The following is a 20,711-nucleotide window of genomic DNA, read 5'->3' on the forward strand; positions in this document are numbered from 1 at the left end:
CCTCTAGCGAATGAATATATATTTAATTTATAACAATCTTAACTTTTATACAATAAATCTATGTATTTTTAGCATTGCGTTAACACTTAGAAAATATCAGACGAATACCACACCTATACAATAGGTCTTGTAAACAAATAACCCGTGAAGACGGAAGGAGAAACAAACGAAATGAAAAAGGTATTGTTAGTTGTAATGGCGCTCATGTTGACGATCGGTTTGGCGGCTTGCGGTTCAAGTAACAGCAAAAACGACAATTCAAAAAATAGTGGTACAACGAACACAGGCAACGCAGGTAGCGGAGATTCAGCAGCACTTAAAGGTTCCCTTCTTGCAGCAGGATCATCTGCACTACAACCGCTAGTCGAACAAGTTTCGACTAAATTCATGGCCGATTCCAAATACAGCGGCATCACTGTTCAAGTACAAGGCGGCGGCAGCGGTACTGGACTTACTCAAGTATCGGGTGGTCAAGCACAAATCGGTAACTCCGATATCTTCGCTGAAGAGAAGTTCAAGGATGCTGATGCAGCAATCGCAAAGGAACTGGTTGATCATCAAGTTGCAGTTGTAGCTATGGCAACAGTTGTTAACAAAGATGTTAAGGTAGACAACCTGACGAAAGCTCAGCTTGTTGATATCTTCACAGGTAAAGTAACGAACTGGAAAGACCTTGGCGGCGCAGATGAGAAAATCACTATCGTTAACCGTCCATCCAGCTCAGGAACTCGCAAAACATTTGAGAAATACGCACTTGGTACAAAATCCGAAGATCTTAAAGGGTCCATTCAAGAGGATTCCTCAGGTACAGTCAAAAAACTAGTTGCTGACACAAAAGGCGCTATTGGTTACCTTGCCCTATCTTACCTGGATGATTCCGTTAAAACAGTGAAATATGAAGGCGTAGAACCTAAAGAAGAGAACATTGTAACAGGCGCTTATCCAGTATGGGCTTACGAGCATATGTACACGAAAGGCGAGCCTGATGCAGTAGCAAAAGCTTTCTTGGATTACATGATGAGTGATGCTGTACAAAATGCAGACGTTGTAGAACTTGGTTACATCCCAGTTGGCAAAATGCAAGTGAAACGTGATGTAGCAGGCAACGTTACGAAATAATCTTATTTTCTAAAATTCCATGCAAGAAGTAATCAAATAAGCCAATGAGGTAGAGCGATCTACCTCTTGGCTTAAAGCTTTGCTAAAGCGCAGGAGGAGATCTAATGGAGCGGCAAGCAGCCAACAATCAACCATCATCTACACAACCTAGCTCGACTAGAAAATTAGTACAACCGCATATATTGGAAGAATGGGTAGGTAAGGTTTATACGACGATTTGTATCCTGCTGCTTGTCGTAACCATCGTGGCCATCGTCTTTTTTGTCTCTTCACGCGGCTTGACTACATTCTTTGTTAATGGCGTCAGCCTGGGTGGGCTGCTTACGGGAATGAAGTGGGATCCGGAAGGCGATATTAAGCTTTTTGGCGCACTGCCTTTTATATTCGGTTCCTTCAGCACTTCTATACTAGCTGCAGTCATTGCTGCACCGCTTGGGGTTTGTGCAGCAATATTCATGACTCAAATTATGCCCGGCATTGGCCGCCGCGTACTGCAGCCTGTTGTTGAGCTGCTGGCTGGTATACCTTCTGTCGTTTTTGGATTCGTGGGGCTAAGCGTGGTTGTTCCGCTGCTGCGTGATATTTTCCCAGGTCAAGGAATTGGTATTGCTGCAGGTTCTATCGTGCTATCCATTATGATTCTGCCGACCATTACGACGATTGCTACTGATGCGCTTGCAGGGCTGCCTTTTGGATTAAAGGAAGGCTCTTATGCACTTGGTGCGACACGCTGGCAGACGATTTACCGAATTGTGGTTCCCACTACGCTGCCCGCTATTCTAACGGGTGTTGTTCTCGGGATGTCACGAGCATTCGGTGAAGCTTTAGCTGTACAGATGGTTATCGGTAATGCGCCGCATATTCCACATTCGTTATTCGAATCCGCTTCAACCTTGACTAGCGTGATTACGCTGGATATGGGGAATACCGTATCGGGCTCGGCCCATAACAATGCGCTTTGGTCGTTAGCTATGATCTTGCTTGCGATGACCTTCGTATTCGTATTCATTGTCCGCTTCCTTGAAAGGAGAAATAAACGATGAACGCTAAACTTGCTGATCGAATTGCCACAGGCGTCATTATTGCCGTCTCTGCCTTCATCGTATTATTGCTAGCGGGCTTGCTCGCATATATCCTTTTTCGTGGAGTAGGCCATATTAGCTTTCACTTTCTGACCTCGGCACCGCAAACGATAAAAGCTGGAGGCGGTATTGGTCCGCAGCTATTCAATTCCATCTTCTTATTAATACTAACCTTGATTATTACCGTTCCGCTCGGTCTTGGAGCAGGGATTTATATGAGTGAGTATGCAAAACCAGGTAAGATTACGGATACAATTCGTTTGGTTGTTGAAGTATTGTCCTCTTTCCCATCCATCGTAGTGGGTCTGTTCGGTCTGTTAGTTATTGTTCAGCTGTTCGGCTTTGGCTTCTCCTTATTCTCAGGAGCGCTCGCTCTAACCGTCTTTAACCTGCCTCTAATGGTTCGGATTACAGAGCAATCGCTTCGCGGCGTGCCGCGTGAGCAGAAGGAAGCAAGTCTTGCGCTGGGTTTATCCCGCTGGAAAACAATTACGTCGGTCATGCTTCCAATCGCAATGCCTACGATTGTAACGGGAACGATTCTAGCCTCAGGCCGTGTATTCGGTGAAGCGGCGGCTTTGCTCTTCACTGCGGGGATGAGTTCACCTCGATTGGATTTCACCAATTGGAATCCGCTTAGTCCGTTCTCACCGCTTAATCCGTTTCGCCCAGCTGAGACGCTAGCTGTTCATATTTGGAAAATCAACAGTGAAGGCCTTGCCCCAGACGCAGCACAAATTGCTGCAGGTGCATCCGCTGTGCTTCTCATAATGGTGCTGCTGTTCAACTTCGCAGCAAGATGGTTCGGTCGTGCTTTACATCGTAAATTTACGGCAACGAAATGATAAGGAAGGATTGATCCAAATGGTGCAGGAACATGAATTAGCAGCCAAGCAGCTAAGTGTTTTCTATGGGGAGAAAGAAGCGATTAAGAGTGTGTCGCTTGCATTCGCTCCTAAGGAAGTCACAGCTTTAATAGGTCCTTCCGGTTGCGGTAAATCAACGTTCCTCCGCAGCTTGAATCGGATGAACGATACGATTGGCGGAGTGAAAACGACCGGCGAAATATGGATTGATGGTGTAAATATCAATGAACCGGGTGTCGATGTCGTCTTGCTTCGTCAGAAGATCGGTATGGTCTGGCAGCGTCCGAACCCTTTTCACAAATCGATCTACGAGAATATAGCCTTCGGTCCTAGATACCATGGCATCCGCGATAAGAAAAAGCTCGATGAAATTGTAGAGAGCTGTCTGCGGAAGTCTGCCCTCTGGGAGGAGACGAAGGATCGTCTGCATAATTCCGCTCTCGCCTTATCGGGTGGTCAACAGCAGCGTCTTTGTATCGCACGATCGATTGCGGTTAAGCCTAAGGTCATCCTAATGGATGAGCCAGCTTCGGCCCTTGATCCGGTTTCTACCGCTAAGGTGGAAGAGCTCATCTCCGAGCTGAAACAGGAGTACTGTATTGTAATCGTTACGCATAACATGCATCAAGCTGCACGGGTCTCGGACAAAACGGCTTTCTTCTATCTTGGTAAAGTTGTTGAATTTGATGACACGCAAAAGATGTTCACCAATCCATCGGAGAAAGCAACGGATGATTACATTTCCGGCCGATTTGGTTGATCACAATATAATAGGTCGATAACGAAGAGCGATTAATGGGAGAAGGAGGTATGTACAAGTGGTCAAACGTAAAGAGCTAGATGAAGGATTAGAGCAGCTCAAAGTGATGCTGCTCGACATGGGGAGCCATGTGGAGGCCGCGCTTGGCGATGCAATGAGAGCGCTTGAGACTGTTGATGTAGAGAAAGCCAGAACTATTATTAAGAATGATATCAAGCTGAATCAGCTCGAGGAGAATATCGAGAATTTGGGTGCGCGAATGATCGCGACACAGCAGCCGGTTGCAAAGGATTTGCGTCGAATTCTCATTGCTTTCAAGATGGCAAGCGATCTGGAGCGAATGGGCGATTTGTCCGTAGATATTGCTAAGGTAGTGATTAGACTTGATGGTCAAATGCTGATTAAACCTTTAATCGATCTACCGCGTATGGCAGAGATCTCGCAGCAAATGATCTATGAATCCATTCAGTCCTATGTGCTTGAGAATGTGGATCTTGCTTATAAAATGGCTAAGGATGATGATCAGGTCGATGCTTTGTATAGTCAGGTTGTTCGTGACTTATTCGATTTGATGATTGAGAATCCGAAGACGATTTCACAAGCGAGCTTGATCAGCTTTGTTGGGCGATATATCGAACGAATTGCCGATCATGCGACCAATATTGGAGAAAGCGTCGTCTACCTTGTGACAGGCAAACGGCCGGATTTGAATGCCTAACATGCATCGCTTGCGTTATTCGTTTGGTTGCGTGTCTTAACCGTCTTATACAACAAGCGTCAACTCCGACCTACTGTAGAAGTAGGTCTTTTTCGTCTATTTTCGACAATAAATTCCTATATTCAACATAATAGGGCTCAACACTAAAATAAGTACTTAATAAATTCGAACCATGTTGCGTAGAAGCCCGCTACGCGGACGGATCATTCTTACGATCGCTGTTGTCTCCCTATTTCTCGATTCTAACCCTCAGGGGTAGAAATCCGGAGACAAAGGCGAACGCTATCGCTTCTTCAGAACGATTCCGTCCGCTTCGCTTTTGTTTCGTGTTGGCAAGCACTGATTATGGGCTTGAACCTATAAAAGGAATAAACAGGAATTAAAATTACATACATTTAACAAATTCGCTAATTTTACTTCACAATCTATAGGTACAATAGAACTATTAAGTGAAAGAAAGACTAGTCAAATCTACTCAAAATGATCCAGCCAGTGAGGGGTTTATGTGGACGAAGTTGGTTATGGACTTTTAGATCGCACAATGATTCAAAGAATAACCGAGAATTGGCATCAAGGAGGGCTTGGTGTCATTATCGTTCATTTGCCTGAGGTGGGGGCTTCCGCTTTGGAAGCTTTGCAGGCATGGTCAGCAGATCAACAACGACTTGTATGGCGTTATCGGATGGAAAGTGACTTCTTCTTCTTCCTGAAACGAGAGAAAAACGATGAGCGGTTGGACAAGCTCGTAGACAAGTCAGTTGAGTCACTGCGCAGCAGATTGAGTCAGATGCATCCAGCGGTATTGACCCCCTCACGAGGGGCGAGAAAGAAACAATCCTTTGCTATTGGGAGTGCAGTTGCTTTCCCTTCGGGGACAGGACGATCTGCTGAGGCGATGGTGTATTACGCTATTCGGGATGCTTTAACCGTTGTCATGCGCTCACAACTACGTGAAGAATCAGCAGCGCAAGCGGAGTTCAATTCCATGCGTGCCAATGAACCGCAGAAAGAATGGGACAGCTGGGACTCAACCTATGCGATCGGCGGACTTGCCAAGCCTATTCCAACCTTCTATTCCACCTCTCGTGTATCCGAAGTGGCCAAGATGTTCGAATCCAATCAGCATGTTCAAGGTGCTGTTATTGTGAATCAAGGACGGCCAGTCGGTCTAGTCATGAAGGAGAATATGAATCAACTGCTAGCTGGTCAATTCGGGCTCCCGCTCTATTGGAGCCGCTCCATTGAGAAGATCATGGATGATGATGCATTGATTGTGGATGCTGGATTACCGGTTGAACAAGTTGCTCAGTTGGCCATGGGACGCGATATCTCACGTCTTTATGATGTTGTGACCATCACGCAGAATGGCAAGCTTCTTGGTGCAGCGTCAATCCGTTCCATTCTAGAGTTCATTACGAACCTGAGGACGGAAGAAGCGCGAACAGCTAACCCACTAACAGGGTTACCAGGTAATGCATCTATTCAACGGGAGATGAAGCGGCGGATTGAGTCAGGCAAGCCCTTCTCCATTATTTATGCGGATTTGGATTATTTCAAATGGTTCAATGATTTCTTCGGCTTTAGCCATGGAGACGAGCTCATTCGCTTCTTAAGTTCTGTGCTGCAGGATGTTACTCATCATGCGGGTGAGCGTGTGGATTTTATCGGTCATATTGGGGGAGATGATTTCATTGTTCTCTCTGATGAGGTTGAGCCGGAGAAACTGTGCAAACAGATGATTGCACGGTTTGATGGCGGAGTTAGGTCTTATTATGGGAACGCGCAAGTTTCGGCAGTCAAGGATCGCAGCGGCAATCTCATTGAGCAAGAAGGAGTCACGTTATCACTATCGCTTCTCCTGTGGGATGGCGTTCATCCGATTACAATAGCGGCAATATCGCAGTCTGCTGCTCATTTGAAGAAGAAGGCCAAATCGATGAATGGCAGCGCGTACGTGATAGGTGACGTTGTACAAATGGGTCTGGGAGAGGAAAGATCGTAGACGTGAGACGAGACATCGGCATAGGTGCAGCATTCCGTTTGCAGCCTCAGCATAAAGGTCCTTTAGGTATTATTTATATGGCTTGGCACGGGAAGTCCAAGGATTTGGCTGCAATCCGTTCCCAGCTTCATCGCAGATGGAAACCATTTGTCGAACAGGCGATTCTGGAGCAGAATACGACGTGGCAGAAGGCACTAAGCTTAACTTGTGAATGGATAAGCGATGATGTATATCTCTGCATACAGCTCCCGCAGAAACGAGACGAGCTGATCGAGGAGCAGCTCCTTGAGCTTGGCAGCTTACTTAAGAATGATTGGGAGCGGCGCTTCCGGTTTATGATGCCTAGTGGAGAAATGCAGCCAGAGTTATCGGAGCTAAGGCTGCATGCAGGTGTCTCCTTCTTAACAGATGAGATCTCAGATGAGCATCGCTGGTATGAGGGGATTAAACAAGCGATCGTGCATGGACAAACGCATGGTGCAACAGAGCGCAGCTTGAAAAGGCGGGCGCTTGAGCAATATATTCAGGGACAAACGCTTCACTCTGTCTATCAGCCCATTCTTTCACTGAAGAATGACGAGATTTATGGGTATGAGGCCTTGTCTCGTTTCCCGGATAAACGCTGGTTTGATGGTCCTCAGCAGCTGTTTGATTTTGCCGAAGAGGAGGGACTTATGTATGCGCTTGATCGACTGGCTCGTGAGCGTGCGATTGAAGGCTCAACAGGACTGGCCAACGGTCAAAAGCTGTTCATTAATATAACGGCCCAGATTATGGAGGATGCCTCCTTCACACCAGGTCAGACGCTGCTGCTGCTGGAGCGATATGATTTGTCACCGAGCAATGTGGTATTCGAGATTACTGAGCGTTCGTCCATTGAGGACTTTAGTTCAGTGAAGAGGATGCTGGATCATTACCGTAAACAAGGCTATCAGATTGCAATTGATGATGCTGGTGCAGGCTATTCCTCTCTCCAATCGATAGTAGAGCTTCAGCCCGATTATATCAAAATCGATCGGTCACTCATAAGCGGTATCCACCGTGATCCGATGAAAGAGCATATCGTACATACATTCACAGAAATGGCGGCGAAGATGGACATTTCGCTCGTTGCTGAAGGGATTGAAGAACAAGCGGAGCTGCTGCATTTGAAGGCAATCGGCATTCATTATGCACAAGGCTATCTGTTAGGCAGACCACAGCCAGGTATAGGATAATGTGGGCAGGTATAAATAGTTAACCATCGACAAGCTTTCCTATAACTATCCCCCGTGGATGGTATGGGAAAGCTTGTCTGCTTTATGCTATGATAGACCTAGGAAAAACAAGGTGAGGTGTGCTTTTCGAATGGAAAAGTGGATGTTAATTGATGGTAACAGTATTGCCTATCGGGCCTTCTTTGCATTGCCGCCGCTGACGAATTCGGCCGGACTGCACACGAATGCGATTTATGGTTTCACGACGATGCTGCTTAAGATGATTGAGGAAGAAAAACCAACTCATATACTCGTTGCTTTCGACGCGGGCAAAGTAACCTTTCGACATGAAGGATATACCGAATATAAAGGCGGACGCGAGAAGACGCCATCCGAATTATCTGAGCAATTCCCGGTGCTTAAAGAGCTTATTCAATCTTTCGGCATTGCACAGTTTGAACTCTCCGGCTATGAAGCGGATGATATCATTGGCACTTTAACGAAGCTGGCAGATGAGAAGGATGTAGAGACGATCGTCGTCAGTGGAGATAAAGATATGCTTCAGCTTGCTTCTGAACGGGTAACAATTGCGTTAACCCGTAAGGGCGTAAGTGAAATTGATCGCTACCAACCTAAAGAGCTCATGGAGAAATATGGCTTGAAGCCAGAGCAGATCATTGATCTGAAGGGTCTGATGGGCGATACCTCGGATAACATTCCAGGGATACCTGGTGTGGGTGAGAAGACTGCGCTCAAGATGCTGCATGAATTCGGCACCGTAGAGGAAGTGCTGGCCAACACAAGCAGCCTCAAGGGAAAAATGAAAGAGAAAGTCGAGGCGCATCAAGAGGATGCTCGTATGAGTAAGAAGCTTGCAACGATCTTCCGTGAAGTGCCGCTGGAAGACAAGGTAAGTGAACTGTTATATAACGGCTATGATGCTTCCGTGCTAGGAGATATGTTCCGTAAGCTGGAATTCAAGTCGCTCATCGAGCGGCTGGAGCTGCCGGAAGCGGGTGGGACGGCTATAGTCGAAGAAGCGAACTACGACGTTGTTCTCGCCAGTGATGTTACTGGGGATGAGTTGACGAGTCTGTTAGCGCAAGCTGATAGTGTTTATTTCGAAGCCGTTGGTGAGAATCCGCATCAAGCCAAATTGATTGGTCTTGCGGTTACTACGGTTGATGGCGATAAGGTCGTCGTTGTGACGTACGATGAGTTGATGGATCCAGCTGTAGCCGAGCCTATCCGTAGATGGCTGGAGGACAGTGAAGCTCCTAAGCGGGGGTATGATCTGCACAAAGCGGATCTGACGCTCTCGTGGATTGGTATTCCACTGCGTGGCATTACCTTTGATGTGCTGCTCGCTGCTTATTTGCTCGATCCGACGGAGTCGAGCCAGACGCTTGCTTCACTCGTACCTCGTTACGGCCTGCCAGCTCTTGCACCTGATGAGGCGGTGTATGGTAAGGGTGCGAAGTTCCGGGTACCTGCGGCAGACATTCTTGCTAAGCATCTGGCTGCGAAGGCGGAGGCCATTCGCCGACTGGTACCCCTCCAGCAGAAGCATCTGGAAGAGGGCGGGATGAACCAGCTCTATTATGAGCTAGAACAGCCGCTTGCTATCGTCCTTGCAGGGATGGAGAAGCAGGGGATCAAGGTGAATGCGAGCACGCTTGAGGATCTTGGTGCTGAGATTGCACAGAACATTACGCGATACGAGAGTGAAATCTTCACGCATGCGGGAATGGAATTTAATATTAACTCACCGAAGCAGCTCGGCGACGTGTTGTTCGATAAGCTTGATTTGCCGGTAATTAAGAAGACCAAGACCGGCTATTCGACTGATGCTGAGGTGCTGGAGAAGCTGGAGCCGTATCATGAGATCGTCAGGCTGATCCTTCACTATCGCCAGCTGTCTAAGCTGCAATCGACTTATGTGGAAGGACTGCTTAAGGAGATTCGTCGTGATACAGGTAAGGTGCATACGTACTATAGACAGACGATTGCCGCTACGGGCCGCTTGTCGAGCCAGTTTCCGAATCTACAGAATATCCCGATCCGCCTTGAGGAAGGACGCCGTATTCGCAAGGCCTTCGTTCCGTCCGAGCCGGGCTGGACAATTCTTGCAGCCGATTATTCGCAGATCGAGCTTCGCGTGCTTGCGCATATTTCAGGCGATGAGCGGCTGAAGGAAGCTTTTATCGAAGACATGGATATTCATACGAAAACAGCGATGGACGTGTTCGGTGTACCTGCAGACGCCGTCGATTCCAATATGCGCCGTCAGGCTAAAGCAGTAAATTTCGGCATCGTATACGGGATTAGCGATTTTGGATTATCGAACAACTTGAATATTTCTCGTAAAGAGGCTTCGAGATTTATTGAGCAGTATTTTGAAGTGTTCAAGGGTGTTCGAGGCTACATGGACAATATTGTATTGCAAGCACGCAATGACGGTTATGTGACAACATTACTTGAACGCCGCCGTTATTTAGCGGATATCAAAGCTTCTAACTTCAACCTGCGTTCCTTCGCTGAACGGACCGCAATGAATACGCCGATTCAAGGAACTGCAGCTGATATCATTAAGCTGGCGATGGTAAGGATGGACGAGCAGCTGCGCGAGCGTGGACTACACAGCAGGATGCTGCTTCAAGTGCATGATGAATTAGTATTCGAGGTTCCGCCGGATGAGCTGGAGCTCATGAAGACGCTGGTACCCGAAGTGATGGGGAGCGCGCTTACCCTTGATGTGCCGCTCAAAGCGGATGTTAGTTACGGTGATAATTGGTACGAAGCAAAGTAAGGCACACTCCACGGTGATCGGTTATAATGGTTGTACATTATAATCCCCGATTAGCGGTTACAGTGACTGGAAGTCGATTGTGATTTTGAGATCTCAGCGGTTACAGGTCCTGCTAACCGCTGTCGTGGTAAAACCTGCAGCTAGCGGCTGCAGTGAGGAGTTGAACATATATGCCAGAATTACCAGAGGTAGAAACCGTTCGACGGACGTTAAACCAGCTTGTTGCTGGTAAGCGAATTGAACGCGTTACAGTATCCTTGCCTCGTATCCTTCAACGTCCTAAGGAACCTAGTCAGTTCGCTGAATTATTGGTAGGACGCACGATTGTATCGGTCGAGCGTAGAGGGAAATTTTTAAGAATATTATTGGATGGTCTTGTTCTGGTGTCCCATCTTCGGATGGAAGGACGCTATGGTGTATACGAGCAGGATGAACCTGTAGAGCTTCATACTCATGTGCGGTTTCATTTCGAGGATGGCACAGAGCTTCGATATAAAGATGTTCGTCAGTTCGGAACGATGCATTTGTTCAGATCAGGTGAGGAGCTGGAGCTTCCTCCGCTGAATAAGCTTGGCCTTGAACCGCTTGATGAGTCGTTCACGCTGAAGGCCTTCAAGAAAGTATTGGCTAAACGGACAACCAAGATCAAACCGCTCTTGTTAAATCAGGAATATGTAGTCGGGCTCGGTAACATTTATGTGGATGAGGCATTGTTCACAGCTGGGATCCATCCAGAAAGGCCAGCAGATTCATTGAAGCCAGCCGAATGGACGAAGCTCTACGAAGCGGTTCGGTTTACGCTTAGCAGGGCCGTCGAAGCAGGGGGCTCCTCGATCAAATCCTATGTCAACGGAGAAGGGGATATGGGGAGGTTCCAGCATGAACTGCTCGTTTACGGTCGTAAGGACGAGCCTTGCAGTAAATGTGGTCGCTGTATTGAGAAATTAGTCGTGGGCGGCCGAGGAACTCATATCTGTACAAGCTGTCAACCAATTCCTAAATCACGCCTTTCGGTCAAGCTAAACGGCAAATAAGGCACGACTGCGAGCATCCTGCATATGATGTACCATTCATGTTCTGGGCGAATGCACTTCCCCTCAACTATTGCTTACCGCATAATCGCTTCGCGCGATTGGCAAGCAAAGACTGAAGGAAGTGCTAGTTAAGCCATCATGGGAGGGACACAGTGTTGCTCGTACATGCTGCATCGTTAATTTTGCTTGCTTTTGCCGTTAGCTTGGACGGATTCGGTGTTGGAGTTACGTATGGTATGCGTCGCATTCGGATACCTATCCTGTCTGTCGTCATTATTGCACTTTGCTCTGGGATTGTTGTGTGGGTTTCCATGCAGATCGGCGCGGTGCTTAGTGGTTACATGTCACCAATGTTCGCAAAGGGAATCGGTGCGGTTCTGCTTATGCTGATTGGCTGCTGGGCACTCTATCAGTATTGGCGTAGAAGTCATCTGAGGGATTCTGATTCAGTACCAGTTGAAGAGGAACAGATTCAAAGGCAAGAGGCTACGCTTGATACCGAAGAAGCCTCAACTGTACTCATATTAGAGCTTAAACGGCTTGGTCTCGTTATCCAAATTCTACGTACGCCACAGATGGCTGATGTGGATCGTTCCGGCATTATATCTGCGTCCGAGGCACTGCTGCTTGGTATTGCACTGTCACTGGATAGCTTCGGTGCTGGGCTAGGAGCAGCGATGATTGGCTTCTCACCTATTCTAACGGCTGTTGTTCTCTCAACAACAAGCGGCCTTTTCTTACTGGCAGGAATGAAGCTTGGCTTCAAATTTGCAGCTTGGCAGGGCATGCGCGCACTCTCGATACTACCTGGAATACTGCTCTTTGTAATGGGCTTAGTGAAATTGCTATGAGGTGAACAAACGAATGAAATTTGGATTAACCGGCGGTATTGCCTGCGGTAAAAGCACCGTATCCGCAATGCTCGTGGAGCGTGGCGCCAAGCTTGTCGATGCTGACCAGTTCGCCCGGGAAGTTGTGCTTCCCGGGGAGGCCGCGCTTCATGCTATTGTTGCTGCATTCGGACAAGCCATCTTGAATGACGATGGAACCTTGAATCGAAGTGAACTCGGAAGCCTTGTATTTGGCAACGCCGAGCGACTCAAGCAGCTGGAAGATATTCTTCATCCAGCCATTCGCACGAGAATGTGGGAACGAATGAACGCTTATGAACAAGACAATCCCAGTCAGCTTATTATCGCCGATATTCCACTGCTTTATGAAACCGGACAAGCATCCCTGTATGATGGCATCATAGTCGTATATGTACCGAGAGCTGTTCAGATTCAGAGGCTTATGACTCGTAACTCAATGACGACGGAGCAAGCAGAGACACGTATTGCGCTGCAGATGGATATTGAGGAGAAGAAGAGGCTTGCGGATTATGTCATCGATAACAGTGGAACTTTAGAACAAACATCGGTTCAGGTGGAACGATTTTGGCGCGAGCAAGGTCTTGTATGAAGAAGAGACGAGTTATCAAGAAACGTTTTTTTCTCTTTATTGTCATCGTGCTTCTTGGCCTATTGTTCCTGAAGTCAGACTGGATGAGCCGCTGGCTTTATCCCATTCATTATAAGCAGGAAATTCAGATTAGTGCTGCCAATTATAGTCTTGAGCCTCATTTGGTCGCTGCGATCATTAGAGTGGAGACGAACTTCAGCAACAATGCGGTGTCCAAGAAGGGCGCGATTGGCATCATGCAGCTCATGCCAGATACGGCAAAGTGGATTGTGAAGAAGGGCGGCTTCAAGAATGTAACGAACGATGCCTTGTCCAGCAGAGCGGATATTAGCATTGAGATCGGTTCTTGGTACTTACAGTCTCTGAACCAACAGTTCAAAGGCAACAAATACTTAGTCATTGCAGCTTATAATGCGGGTCCTGGTAAAGTTAATCGGTGGCTATCTGAAGGAACGTGGGATGGGCAGCTTGAGACGGTCAGTCGAATTCCGTATGGTGAAACGAGGCACTATGTACAGCGGGTTATTTATTATTATAATAAGTATAAGGCGTTATATCCGGATTTTCTGACAAAATGAAGGAAGCCTTGGCCGGTTTACCGGTTAAGGTAAACGGCCAAGGCTTCGAATTAAGCCTCAGTAATTAATTACTTTTGTTGTCCTGCAAGGGATTGTTCTGCGATTTGCACCAGCTTACGAGTGATGTAACCCCCAAGGGAACCTGCATCACGAGTAGCCATATTCCCGTAGTAACCATCCTGCGGGATAGCAATGCCCAGCTCTTGCGCTACCTCGTATTTCAGTTGGTCAAGCGCTGCTGAAGATTGTGGTACAACTAGTTGATTGCTGCTTCTATTTGAGCTCATATGTTTCACCTCCTTGCGGTTGGTAAAAGTATTATGTGCAGATTCGGAAGTTTCATTACAGGAAAGAAGTGGGAAATAGATTTAGAACGAAAATGAGCCTTAGCTGATAAGATGGAGGATTACAAACAGATGAAATGTCCGTACTGCGACTATGCTGGGACGAAAGTACTCGATTCCCGACCTGCGAATGACAACAAATCCATACGCCGTCGTCGCGAATGCGAGAGGTGCACCAAACGCTTCACAACCTTCGAGATGGTCGAGGAAACACCGTTCATCGTGATCAAGAAAGATGGCAGCCGCGAAGAATTCAATCGGGACAAGATTTTACGTGGGCTAATCCGTGCTTGTGAGAAGCGTCCAGTGTCTGTGGAGAAGCTAGAAGTCATTGTCTCTGAGGTGGAGAAAGAAGTACGAACTACAGCTCAAGCCGAAGTGGAGAGCCGTGAGATCGGCGAGTTGGTCATGTCTGAGCTCTATCCAGTCGACGAGGTGGCCTATGTTCGTTTTGCCTCTGTATACCGTCAATTCAAAGACATCGACATGTTCATGAAAGAGCTCAACAGCCTTTTGTCCAAAGATCCCCTAGGTTCTGGAACAAAGGATTGACAGCGATCGCACTCTCATGGTACGATCTACCTTGTCGCCACAAAACACGGGGCCTTAGCTCAGCTGGGAGAGCGCATCGCTGGCAGCGATGAGGTCAGGGGTTCGATCCCCCTAGGCTCCACCAATAAAACAAATCAACCACGTCCATTGGACGTGGTTTTCTGTTTTATTAGTAATAGCCTAGGGGAGATGAACCCCAATGGGTTCGCCCGCGCGGACGGAATGAATGAAAAAGCTTCGAAGGAATAACATCAAGTGGAGGAGCACGGCGTCTGAATCTACCGCTAAAAGTCCTCGTCGTATAAACTTCGTCAGCCTACAATCAGGATTCATACATCCCTTGACCCGGGATGCAGAGGTACGATGTATCCCCCTAGGCTCCATAAAGAAAAAAGCCTTCAAACACAAGGATTTTCGGATTCCAATTGACAAACGGATCATTACGTAACACAATCGGAAGGAATTACAGGCTACCTCAATGGCGTTAATCGCAAAGGAATCTGGTGTATCGACGAGGAGTATTTATCACTATTTTCTAAGCAAAGAAGATATTGTTAACGAGTTGTACAAAGCGATTGTAACGTTTAACGGAGAGTATGTGCGTGATGGCTTATTGCAGGGCAGAACGATTCGTGAAAAGTTCGAGTTGGGTTGGAACCGGGTTATTGAATTGGGTAAAAAATATCCACATGGCTTTCAATTTATTGAGCAATATTCGTTCTCGCCTTACATTCATGACGAGGTGAAACAGGCTGTCTATACCGGCGGTTGGTGCGGGCCAATGAACAAGTTGTACGAAGAAGCAATTCAGCAGAAGCTGTTTATTCCTATGAATCCGGGAATGATGGTGCACATGCATTACGGTTCTTTTGTTTACATATTGAAAGCTCATCTGCATGGTGTCCTCGAATTAACCGACGACAGCATAATCGAAGCAATCCGTTCCTGTTGGAATGCCGTTCGTCTCATGGATGCTGCGGTGGTGGAATGATAGGCTCAAAGCTCGCTCAGACCGGACCTATTTTGCAGGGTAAATCAACTGCAGTAATATTAGCCTCCAAGGGAGCTAAAGTTATGGATGGCGGCTTTATTAATTAAGCTGTTTTTGTAAAATGGATCTTATAAGAAGATTGAAAAAAAATGACGTTTATGATAAGGTATCTTTTAACTTATACGATTGGAGTTGAAGAGGATAATGTAATATTTCTTGCTCAGTTATTAAGAATAAACCAGTGAGTTCCTGATTTATTCTTTATTAGCAAGAAAGTTACTTATTCTTTTCACTCAATCAATATATCCATTCCAGCCCTGCTTAAGGTTGGATTTGCTATATTTGTTTGAGCCACAAGAAAGGTAACTTTCTTGTGGCTCATTTATTTTTATATAGGAGGTAAGAATCCGACATGTCATTAATCAAAGTAACGAACCTGACGTTTGCCTATGACAACAGCTATGATGATATCTTCGAGAACGTAAGCTTTCAAATCGATACCGATTGGAAATTAGGATTTACGGGAAGAAACGGACGAGGAAAGACCACATTTCTCAATCTGTTGCTCGGCAAATATGAATACAGCGGAACCATTTCAGCCAATGTTGACTTTGAATATTTCCCTTTCCAAGTCGATCACAAGGAATACAATACCATGGATGTCGTCCACGACATTTATCCGGACTATCAGCAATGGCAGCTAATTCGTGAACTTTCGTTGCTGAAGGTGTCAGAGGACATTTTATATCGGCCCTTCGATTCCTTGTCCTACGGCGAGCAAACGAAAGTGCTTCTGGCAGCCTTATTTCTGAAGGAAAACAGTTTTCTTCTCATCGATGAACCGACCAATCATCTTGACCTGCATGCCCGGAAACTTGTCAGCGACTATCTGAACACGAAACACGGATTTATTTTGGTCTCTCACGACAGAGCATTTCTCGACAACTGCGTGGACCATATACTTTCGATCAACAAGACCGACATCGAAGTTCAGAAAGGAAATTTTTCCGACTGGTGGGATAATAAACAAAGGCAGGACAATTTTGAGCAGGCCGAGAACGAAAAGCTGAGAAAAGACATTAAACGGCTGACTGATGCGGCAAAACGAACGAGCAACTGGTCTGACGAAGTGGAGAAAACGAAAAACGGCATACGCAATTCAGGCTCCAAGGTCGACAAGGGTTACATTGGTCATAAAGCCGCCAAAATGATGAAACGATCGAAATCGATCGAGCACAGAGAGCAATCCGCGATCGAGGATAAATCCAAGCTCCTGAAAAATGTTGAAAGCTCGGAAAGCCTGAAAATCTCGCAGCTTGCTTACCATAAAAACCAACTGGTCGAACTTGATCATGTTTCGATTCATTACGGCGGGAGAATGGTTTGCAGCGATATAAACTTTACCATTGAGCAAGGGGAGCGCATAGCGCTTTTGGGGCCAAACGGATCCGGTAAATCAAGTATTCTCAAGCTGATTTGCGGTGAGGATATCTCCTTTTCCGGCACGTTTAGAAAGGGAAGCCAGCTTAAAATTTCCTATGTTTCGCAGGACACCACGCATTTACAGGGCAATTTATCGGACTACGCAAGAAGCAACGGGATCGATGAAAGCCTGTTCAAAGCTATTTTAAGAAAGCTTGATTTTTCCCGAGTGCAGTTCGATAAGGACATAGGCTCCTTCAGCGGCGGTCAGAAGAAGAAGGTACTCATTGCGAAAAGCCTTTGCGAGGATGTTCATTTGCATATCTGGGACGAACCGCTGAATTTTATCGACATCATTTCCCGTATGCAAATCGAAGAGTTGCTCCTTGAACATTCGCCAACCATTCTTTTTGTAGAGCATGACAGCCAATTTAGCAAAAATATCGCGACTAAAATCGTAGAACTATAATACGGTTACGAACCGTCGATTCAGACTGTCCAAAATTTAGGAGGATGAAAATGATGATTGAGGTTGTAGATGTTTATGTGAACCGGTCACAGTCCATTGACACGGTTCACGACAAAACGAAACGGAAGCCGGAGATTTATCCATCAATCGATAGATGCACGTAGCGATTCCTATGTAAAGCGCTTCGTATTTTCTCCGGCTATAAGGAGAAAACATGAAACCAACATCGAAATATGAAACCATACGGCAGATTCTGCAGGATATGAAACTGCCCACTTACCGTTATCTTCAAATCGCGGAAGCGATTTTCAAACAGAGAATTGGTGAATTTGAACGGATGACAATGCTGCCCAAGGCATTACGCGACGAATTGATCCGGGCCATTGGCTACCAAGTGTCCAGCGTCACGCCGGTATTGGAAAAAACATCGAGCCAGGTGAGTAAGGTGCTGTTTGCAATAGCAGGCGACGAGCGCGTAGAGGCCGTCCAGTTAAGCTATCAGCGAGGATGGAAATCTTATTGCATTTCCACCCAGTGCGGATGCGGGTTCGGCTGCCAATTTTGCGCTACAGGCACAATCGGCCTAAAACGAAATCTTACGGCCGATGAAATCACCGACCAATTGATGTACTTTCACTTGAATGGCCATGCATTAGACAGCGTCTCTTTTATGGGAATGGGGGAGGCACTGGCAAACCCGCATATCTTCGATGCTCTGACGATACTTACCGACAAGCACCTTTTCGGTTTGGGGCATCGAAGAATTACGGTTTCTACCATCGGAATCTTGCCGGGAATCGAAAGACTCATGATGGACTTTCCACAGGTTAACCTGACCTTTTCGCTGCATTCACCGTTCGACAATCAACGGAGCGAGCTAATGCCAATTAACAACCGGTTCCCGCTCCATGACGTGATGAAAGTGTTGGACCAACATATCCGGCAGACAAAGAGGAAGGTGTACATCGCGTATATTTTACTTAGAGGGGTAAACGATTCAACTGAACATGCGGAAGCCGTTGCGGCTCTCTTGCGTGGAAGAGGGTTCGGGGAGCATCTATACCATGTCAACTTGATTCCTTACAATTCTACCGACGTAACGCCTCAAAACTACAGTCAATCCGATCAAAGCCGCGTCAAAACGTTCGTTCGGATATTAAAATCAAGGGAAATCAATTTCACTGTCCGAACCCAATTTGGAACTGATATTAATGCTGCCTGTGGTCAACTATATGGAACTAATTAACGAACTCGATTCATGGTCAGTGATTTCAAAGCAGCATCTAAATACGGTTTGGCTCTTGGTGCAACAGTTACTGAAGAGGAACATTTGTGTCGTTTAACATCATACTAACCGCCTGAAAAGGCGGTTTTTCATTTTAATTTATATCCTTATCAGAACCTACACCGGGAGCGGAGGGTAATCAGTGAACTGTATATCGTGTATACTTATACATGTGGGGCTAAGCGTTTTTTCTCTCCAATTGTGAAAAAAAGCTTGATTATCATCAACCTTGTGTACTGTATATATCAACAACTATGAAAACGTGCCTTGCCGTACAGGGAATTTGAGCACACAAATGCTTTCATGGGGTTCTCAAGCTGAATAGATGATGGGGTAGATTCGCTTGTGGTTACGCAGATTTCATTAGTTTCGGGTTGCATATAAACAGCTCCTCTCCGAAAAAAACGTTTATTCAAACACCAGAAACTTTTTCAGAAGGGCTTTATTTTGTGAAAAAAGGGAAGGTACGACTGTATAAGCTGGGTGCTGAAGGTAAGCAATTTACTTCAGATATACTCAATGAAGGAAACGTGTTTGGTGAAATGGATATCATTTCATTCGGTACACGAGATCATTATATTGAAACGTTAGAAGAAAGCCATATTTGTCTAATGAATAAGGATAGATTTGAAAGTTTTTTAATTCAACGGCCTCGATTTATGATGACGTTATTGAAAGAAGTGATCGAGTTATCGGTATGAGTCATTTGACGCAAAATCTGGCTCTTGGAAATCTACATGATAAAGTTCTGTACGCTCTTATGAAGCTGTCTGAAGAGTTATCAAGATATCGCCAATTTAGTTGGAGCAACGAGAGAAGCGGTCACTTTGTCCTTACAGGAACTTGTTAAAGAAGAAGTCATTAAGACAGGATTTAAAACGATTTATATCCATCGAGAAAAGCTATTGGAAAGAAATAAAACGTATTTGTAAACCAAATTACATCTTTTTTTGGGAAAAAGAAGTATCGTATAACTGCCAGCAAAATATATGTTGCGGAGAGATGATGCAATCGAAGGTGAGGGAAGAGATACATGGATAATGAGAAGGGGATTCTGTTTTCCGACACAATTTTACAGCGCAAAGGAGCTCGAAAGATAGGTGATATTCCGGATGAAGTGGTCAAACTGCTTCAGAAGGGACAGCTGCAGACGGTTAATCTGACAGAATGGCTGGCTGTCAATCATATCTTACTGCTGAAGAACGTTCTTTATGAGCTCGGTTTGCAAGGAGAGTCAGATTCAATAATACATAGGCTAAATGATCTGAACGAAATGAAGATTATGAAAATAATACCAGATATTGCAAGAGAATGGCTGAATCTAATGGATCGCAAATCGGAAGAGGAACGTTCCCGAATCTACGATGCGCTAGCCACTCATCCTTCAGATAGTGTTCGCTGCTGGGCTGCTTATATCGTCGGGCTTGATCGACGTTTAAGCTTAGAGAAGAAATTGACATCTATTCGCCCGTTTGCTGCAGATCCCCATTTTGGCGTGCGCGAGATTGCATGGATGGCCCTTAGGGAATCGATCTCCAAGGAATTAATGAGTTCGATTGATATTTTGAACGATTGGGTGCATGACCAAGATGCGAATATCAGGAGATTTGCTATCGAATCGACCCGCCCACAAGGCGTTTGGGCTAAACATATTCCCGAATTAAAAGAGAATCCGGGTATGGTGCGTTCGCTTTTAGAAGCTGTTATATCCGACCCGGCTAAATATGTTCAGGACTCCGTAGGGAATTGGTTGAATGATGCTAGTAAAACCAATCCTGATTGGGTGCTTCAGTTTTGTGATGAGTGGCTGGAAACTTCGGATACGAAGGAAACGAAGCGGATCGTGACTCGAGCCAGGAGAAGCTTAATAAAAAATAAGGGATTATCCCTTTAGACTCCACCAAACACAAATTTTAACACGTCTAATGAAGGCGTGTTTTTTGTGTTTGTGGAGGGGGCCATATGGGCGAACCCCATTCTGGAGAATATGGATCAAGCAGCATCTAAGGCTTGAACAGCGTAC

At 46.0% G+C, this 20,711-nt stretch carries 18 protein-coding genes, 1 tRNA gene and 2 pseudogenes; 20 read left to right on the forward strand and 1 reads right to left on the reverse strand.

From position 1 onward, the window contains the following. Positions 1 to 171: 171 nt before the first annotated feature. From EKN16_RS01485 to EKN16_RS01540, 12 genes are all read left to right on the forward strand, one after another. On the forward strand, positions 172 to 1,119 hold the full coding sequence (locus EKN16_RS01485) for a phosphate ABC transporter substrate-binding protein (protein ID WP_125653385.1): 948 nt from the start codon (positions 172 to 174) through the stop codon (positions 1,117 to 1,119). A gap of 104 nt (positions 1,120 to 1,223) precedes the next feature. Further along, entirely contained in the window at positions 1,224 to 2,162 is a 939-nt protein-coding gene (pstC, locus tag EKN16_RS01490) for a phosphate ABC transporter permease subunit PstC (protein WP_125653386.1), read from the forward strand. Beyond that, positions 2,159 to 3,046: a phosphate ABC transporter permease PstA gene (gene pstA, locus EKN16_RS01495; RefSeq protein WP_125653387.1), complete on the forward strand. Its 888-nt coding sequence runs from the start codon at positions 2,159 to 2,161 to the stop codon at positions 3,044 to 3,046. Before pstC ends, pstA begins: the two co-directional genes overlap by 4 nt. Before the next feature lie 19 nt (positions 3,047 to 3,065). Next, entirely contained in the window at positions 3,066 to 3,827 is a 762-nt protein-coding gene (gene pstB, locus EKN16_RS01500; RefSeq protein ID WP_170180892.1) for a phosphate ABC transporter ATP-binding protein PstB, read from the forward strand. Positions 3,828 to 3,885: 58 nt separating this feature from the next. After that, on the forward strand, positions 3,886 to 4,545 hold the full coding sequence (phoU, locus tag EKN16_RS01505) for a phosphate signaling complex protein PhoU (RefSeq protein WP_125653388.1): 660 nt from the start codon (positions 3,886 to 3,888) through the stop codon (positions 4,543 to 4,545). Between the two features lie 505 nt (positions 4,546 to 5,050). Next, positions 5,051 to 6,547, forward strand: a complete 1,497-nt coding sequence (locus EKN16_RS01510) for a GGDEF domain-containing protein (protein ID WP_164522631.1) — start codon at positions 5,051 to 5,053, stop codon at positions 6,545 to 6,547. A gap of 2 nt (positions 6,548 to 6,549) precedes the next feature. Next, complete coding sequence (locus EKN16_RS01515; protein WP_125653390.1) at positions 6,550 to 7,764, forward strand: EAL domain-containing protein; 1,215 nt, start codon at positions 6,550 to 6,552, stop codon at positions 7,762 to 7,764. Between the two features lie 130 nt (positions 7,765 to 7,894). Next, a complete protein-coding gene (polA, locus tag EKN16_RS01520) occupies positions 7,895 to 10,552 on the forward strand; it encodes a DNA polymerase I (protein ID WP_125653391.1) in 2,658 nt (885 codons plus the stop codon). A gap of 170 nt (positions 10,553 to 10,722) precedes the next feature. Further along, the gene (mutM, locus tag EKN16_RS01525) at positions 10,723 to 11,586 is read left to right on the forward strand and encodes a DNA-formamidopyrimidine glycosylase (RefSeq protein WP_125653392.1); all 864 of its coding nucleotides are present in this window, start codon (positions 10,723 to 10,725) and stop codon (positions 11,584 to 11,586) included. 152 nt (positions 11,587 to 11,738) lie between these two features. Beyond that, positions 11,739 to 12,437: a sporulation membrane protein YtaF gene (ytaF, locus tag EKN16_RS01530; protein WP_311547861.1), complete on the forward strand. Its 699-nt coding sequence runs from the start codon at positions 11,739 to 11,741 to the stop codon at positions 12,435 to 12,437. A 13-nt stretch (positions 12,438 to 12,450) separates the two neighbouring features. Beyond that, positions 12,451 to 13,047, forward strand: coding sequence for a dephospho-CoA kinase (gene coaE / locus EKN16_RS01535; RefSeq protein WP_125653393.1), 597 nt, complete (start codon positions 12,451 to 12,453; stop codon positions 13,045 to 13,047). Beyond that, positions 13,044 to 13,625 carry a lytic transglycosylase domain-containing protein gene (locus tag EKN16_RS01540; protein WP_125653394.1) on the forward strand — a complete coding sequence of 194 codons (582 nt, stop codon included), beginning with the start codon at positions 13,044 to 13,046 and terminating at the stop codon, positions 13,623 to 13,625. Before coaE ends, EKN16_RS01540 begins: the two co-directional genes overlap by 4 nt. Before the next feature lie 68 nt (positions 13,626 to 13,693). Here the strand turns inward: EKN16_RS01540 and EKN16_RS01545 are convergent, their stop codons facing one another. After that, positions 13,694 to 13,912 (reverse strand): alpha/beta-type small acid-soluble spore protein, encoded by a 219-nt coding sequence (locus tag EKN16_RS01545; RefSeq protein ID WP_125653395.1) that lies wholly within the window; start codon positions 13,910 to 13,912, stop codon positions 13,694 to 13,696. A gap of 129 nt (positions 13,913 to 14,041) precedes the next feature. Here EKN16_RS01545 and nrdR point away from each other — a divergent pair, with 129 nt between their 5' ends. From nrdR to EKN16_RS01580, 8 genes and pseudogenes are all read left to right on the forward strand, one after another. Further along, positions 14,042 to 14,521: a transcriptional regulator NrdR gene (nrdR, locus tag EKN16_RS01550; protein ID WP_125665734.1), complete on the forward strand. Its 480-nt coding sequence runs from the start codon at positions 14,042 to 14,044 to the stop codon at positions 14,519 to 14,521. 48 nt (positions 14,522 to 14,569) lie between these two features. Beyond that, positions 14,570 to 14,645 (forward strand) — tRNA-Ala (locus EKN16_RS01555). Positions 14,646 to 14,996: 351 nt separating this feature from the next. After that, positions 14,997 to 15,074 (forward strand): annotated as a pseudogene (locus EKN16_RS33395) (TetR/AcrR family transcriptional regulator); the annotation flags it as partial. A gap of 45 nt (positions 15,075 to 15,119) precedes the next feature. Then, a complete protein-coding gene (locus EKN16_RS01560; RefSeq protein ID WP_269462742.1) occupies positions 15,120 to 15,512 on the forward strand; it encodes a TetR family transcriptional regulator C-terminal domain-containing protein in 393 nt (130 codons plus the stop codon). A gap of 412 nt (positions 15,513 to 15,924) precedes the next feature. Continuing rightward, positions 15,925 to 17,403, forward strand: coding sequence for an Lsa family ABC-F type ribosomal protection protein (locus tag EKN16_RS01565; protein ID WP_125653397.1), 1,479 nt, complete (start codon positions 15,925 to 15,927; stop codon positions 17,401 to 17,403). Positions 17,404 to 17,617: 214 nt separating this feature from the next. Continuing rightward, the gene (locus EKN16_RS01570) at positions 17,618 to 18,649 is read left to right on the forward strand and encodes a Cfr family 23S rRNA (adenine(2503)-C(8))-methyltransferase (RefSeq protein ID WP_125653398.1); all 1,032 of its coding nucleotides are present in this window, start codon (positions 17,618 to 17,620) and stop codon (positions 18,647 to 18,649) included. A 401-nt stretch (positions 18,650 to 19,050) separates the two neighbouring features. Further along, positions 19,051 to 19,620: pseudogene (locus tag EKN16_RS01575) on the forward strand (Crp/Fnr family transcriptional regulator). Positions 19,621 to 19,721: 101 nt separating this feature from the next. Continuing rightward, positions 19,722 to 20,582, forward strand: coding sequence for a DNA alkylation repair protein (locus EKN16_RS01580; protein ID WP_221226878.1), 861 nt, complete (start codon positions 19,722 to 19,724; stop codon positions 20,580 to 20,582). Positions 20,583 to 20,711: the final 129 nt, after the last annotated feature.

Source organism: Paenibacillus baekrokdamisoli (assembly GCF_003945345.1).
In the GTDB taxonomy this organism is placed as follows: domain Bacteria; phylum Bacillota; class Bacilli; order Paenibacillales; family Paenibacillaceae; genus Paenibacillus_Z; species Paenibacillus_Z baekrokdamisoli.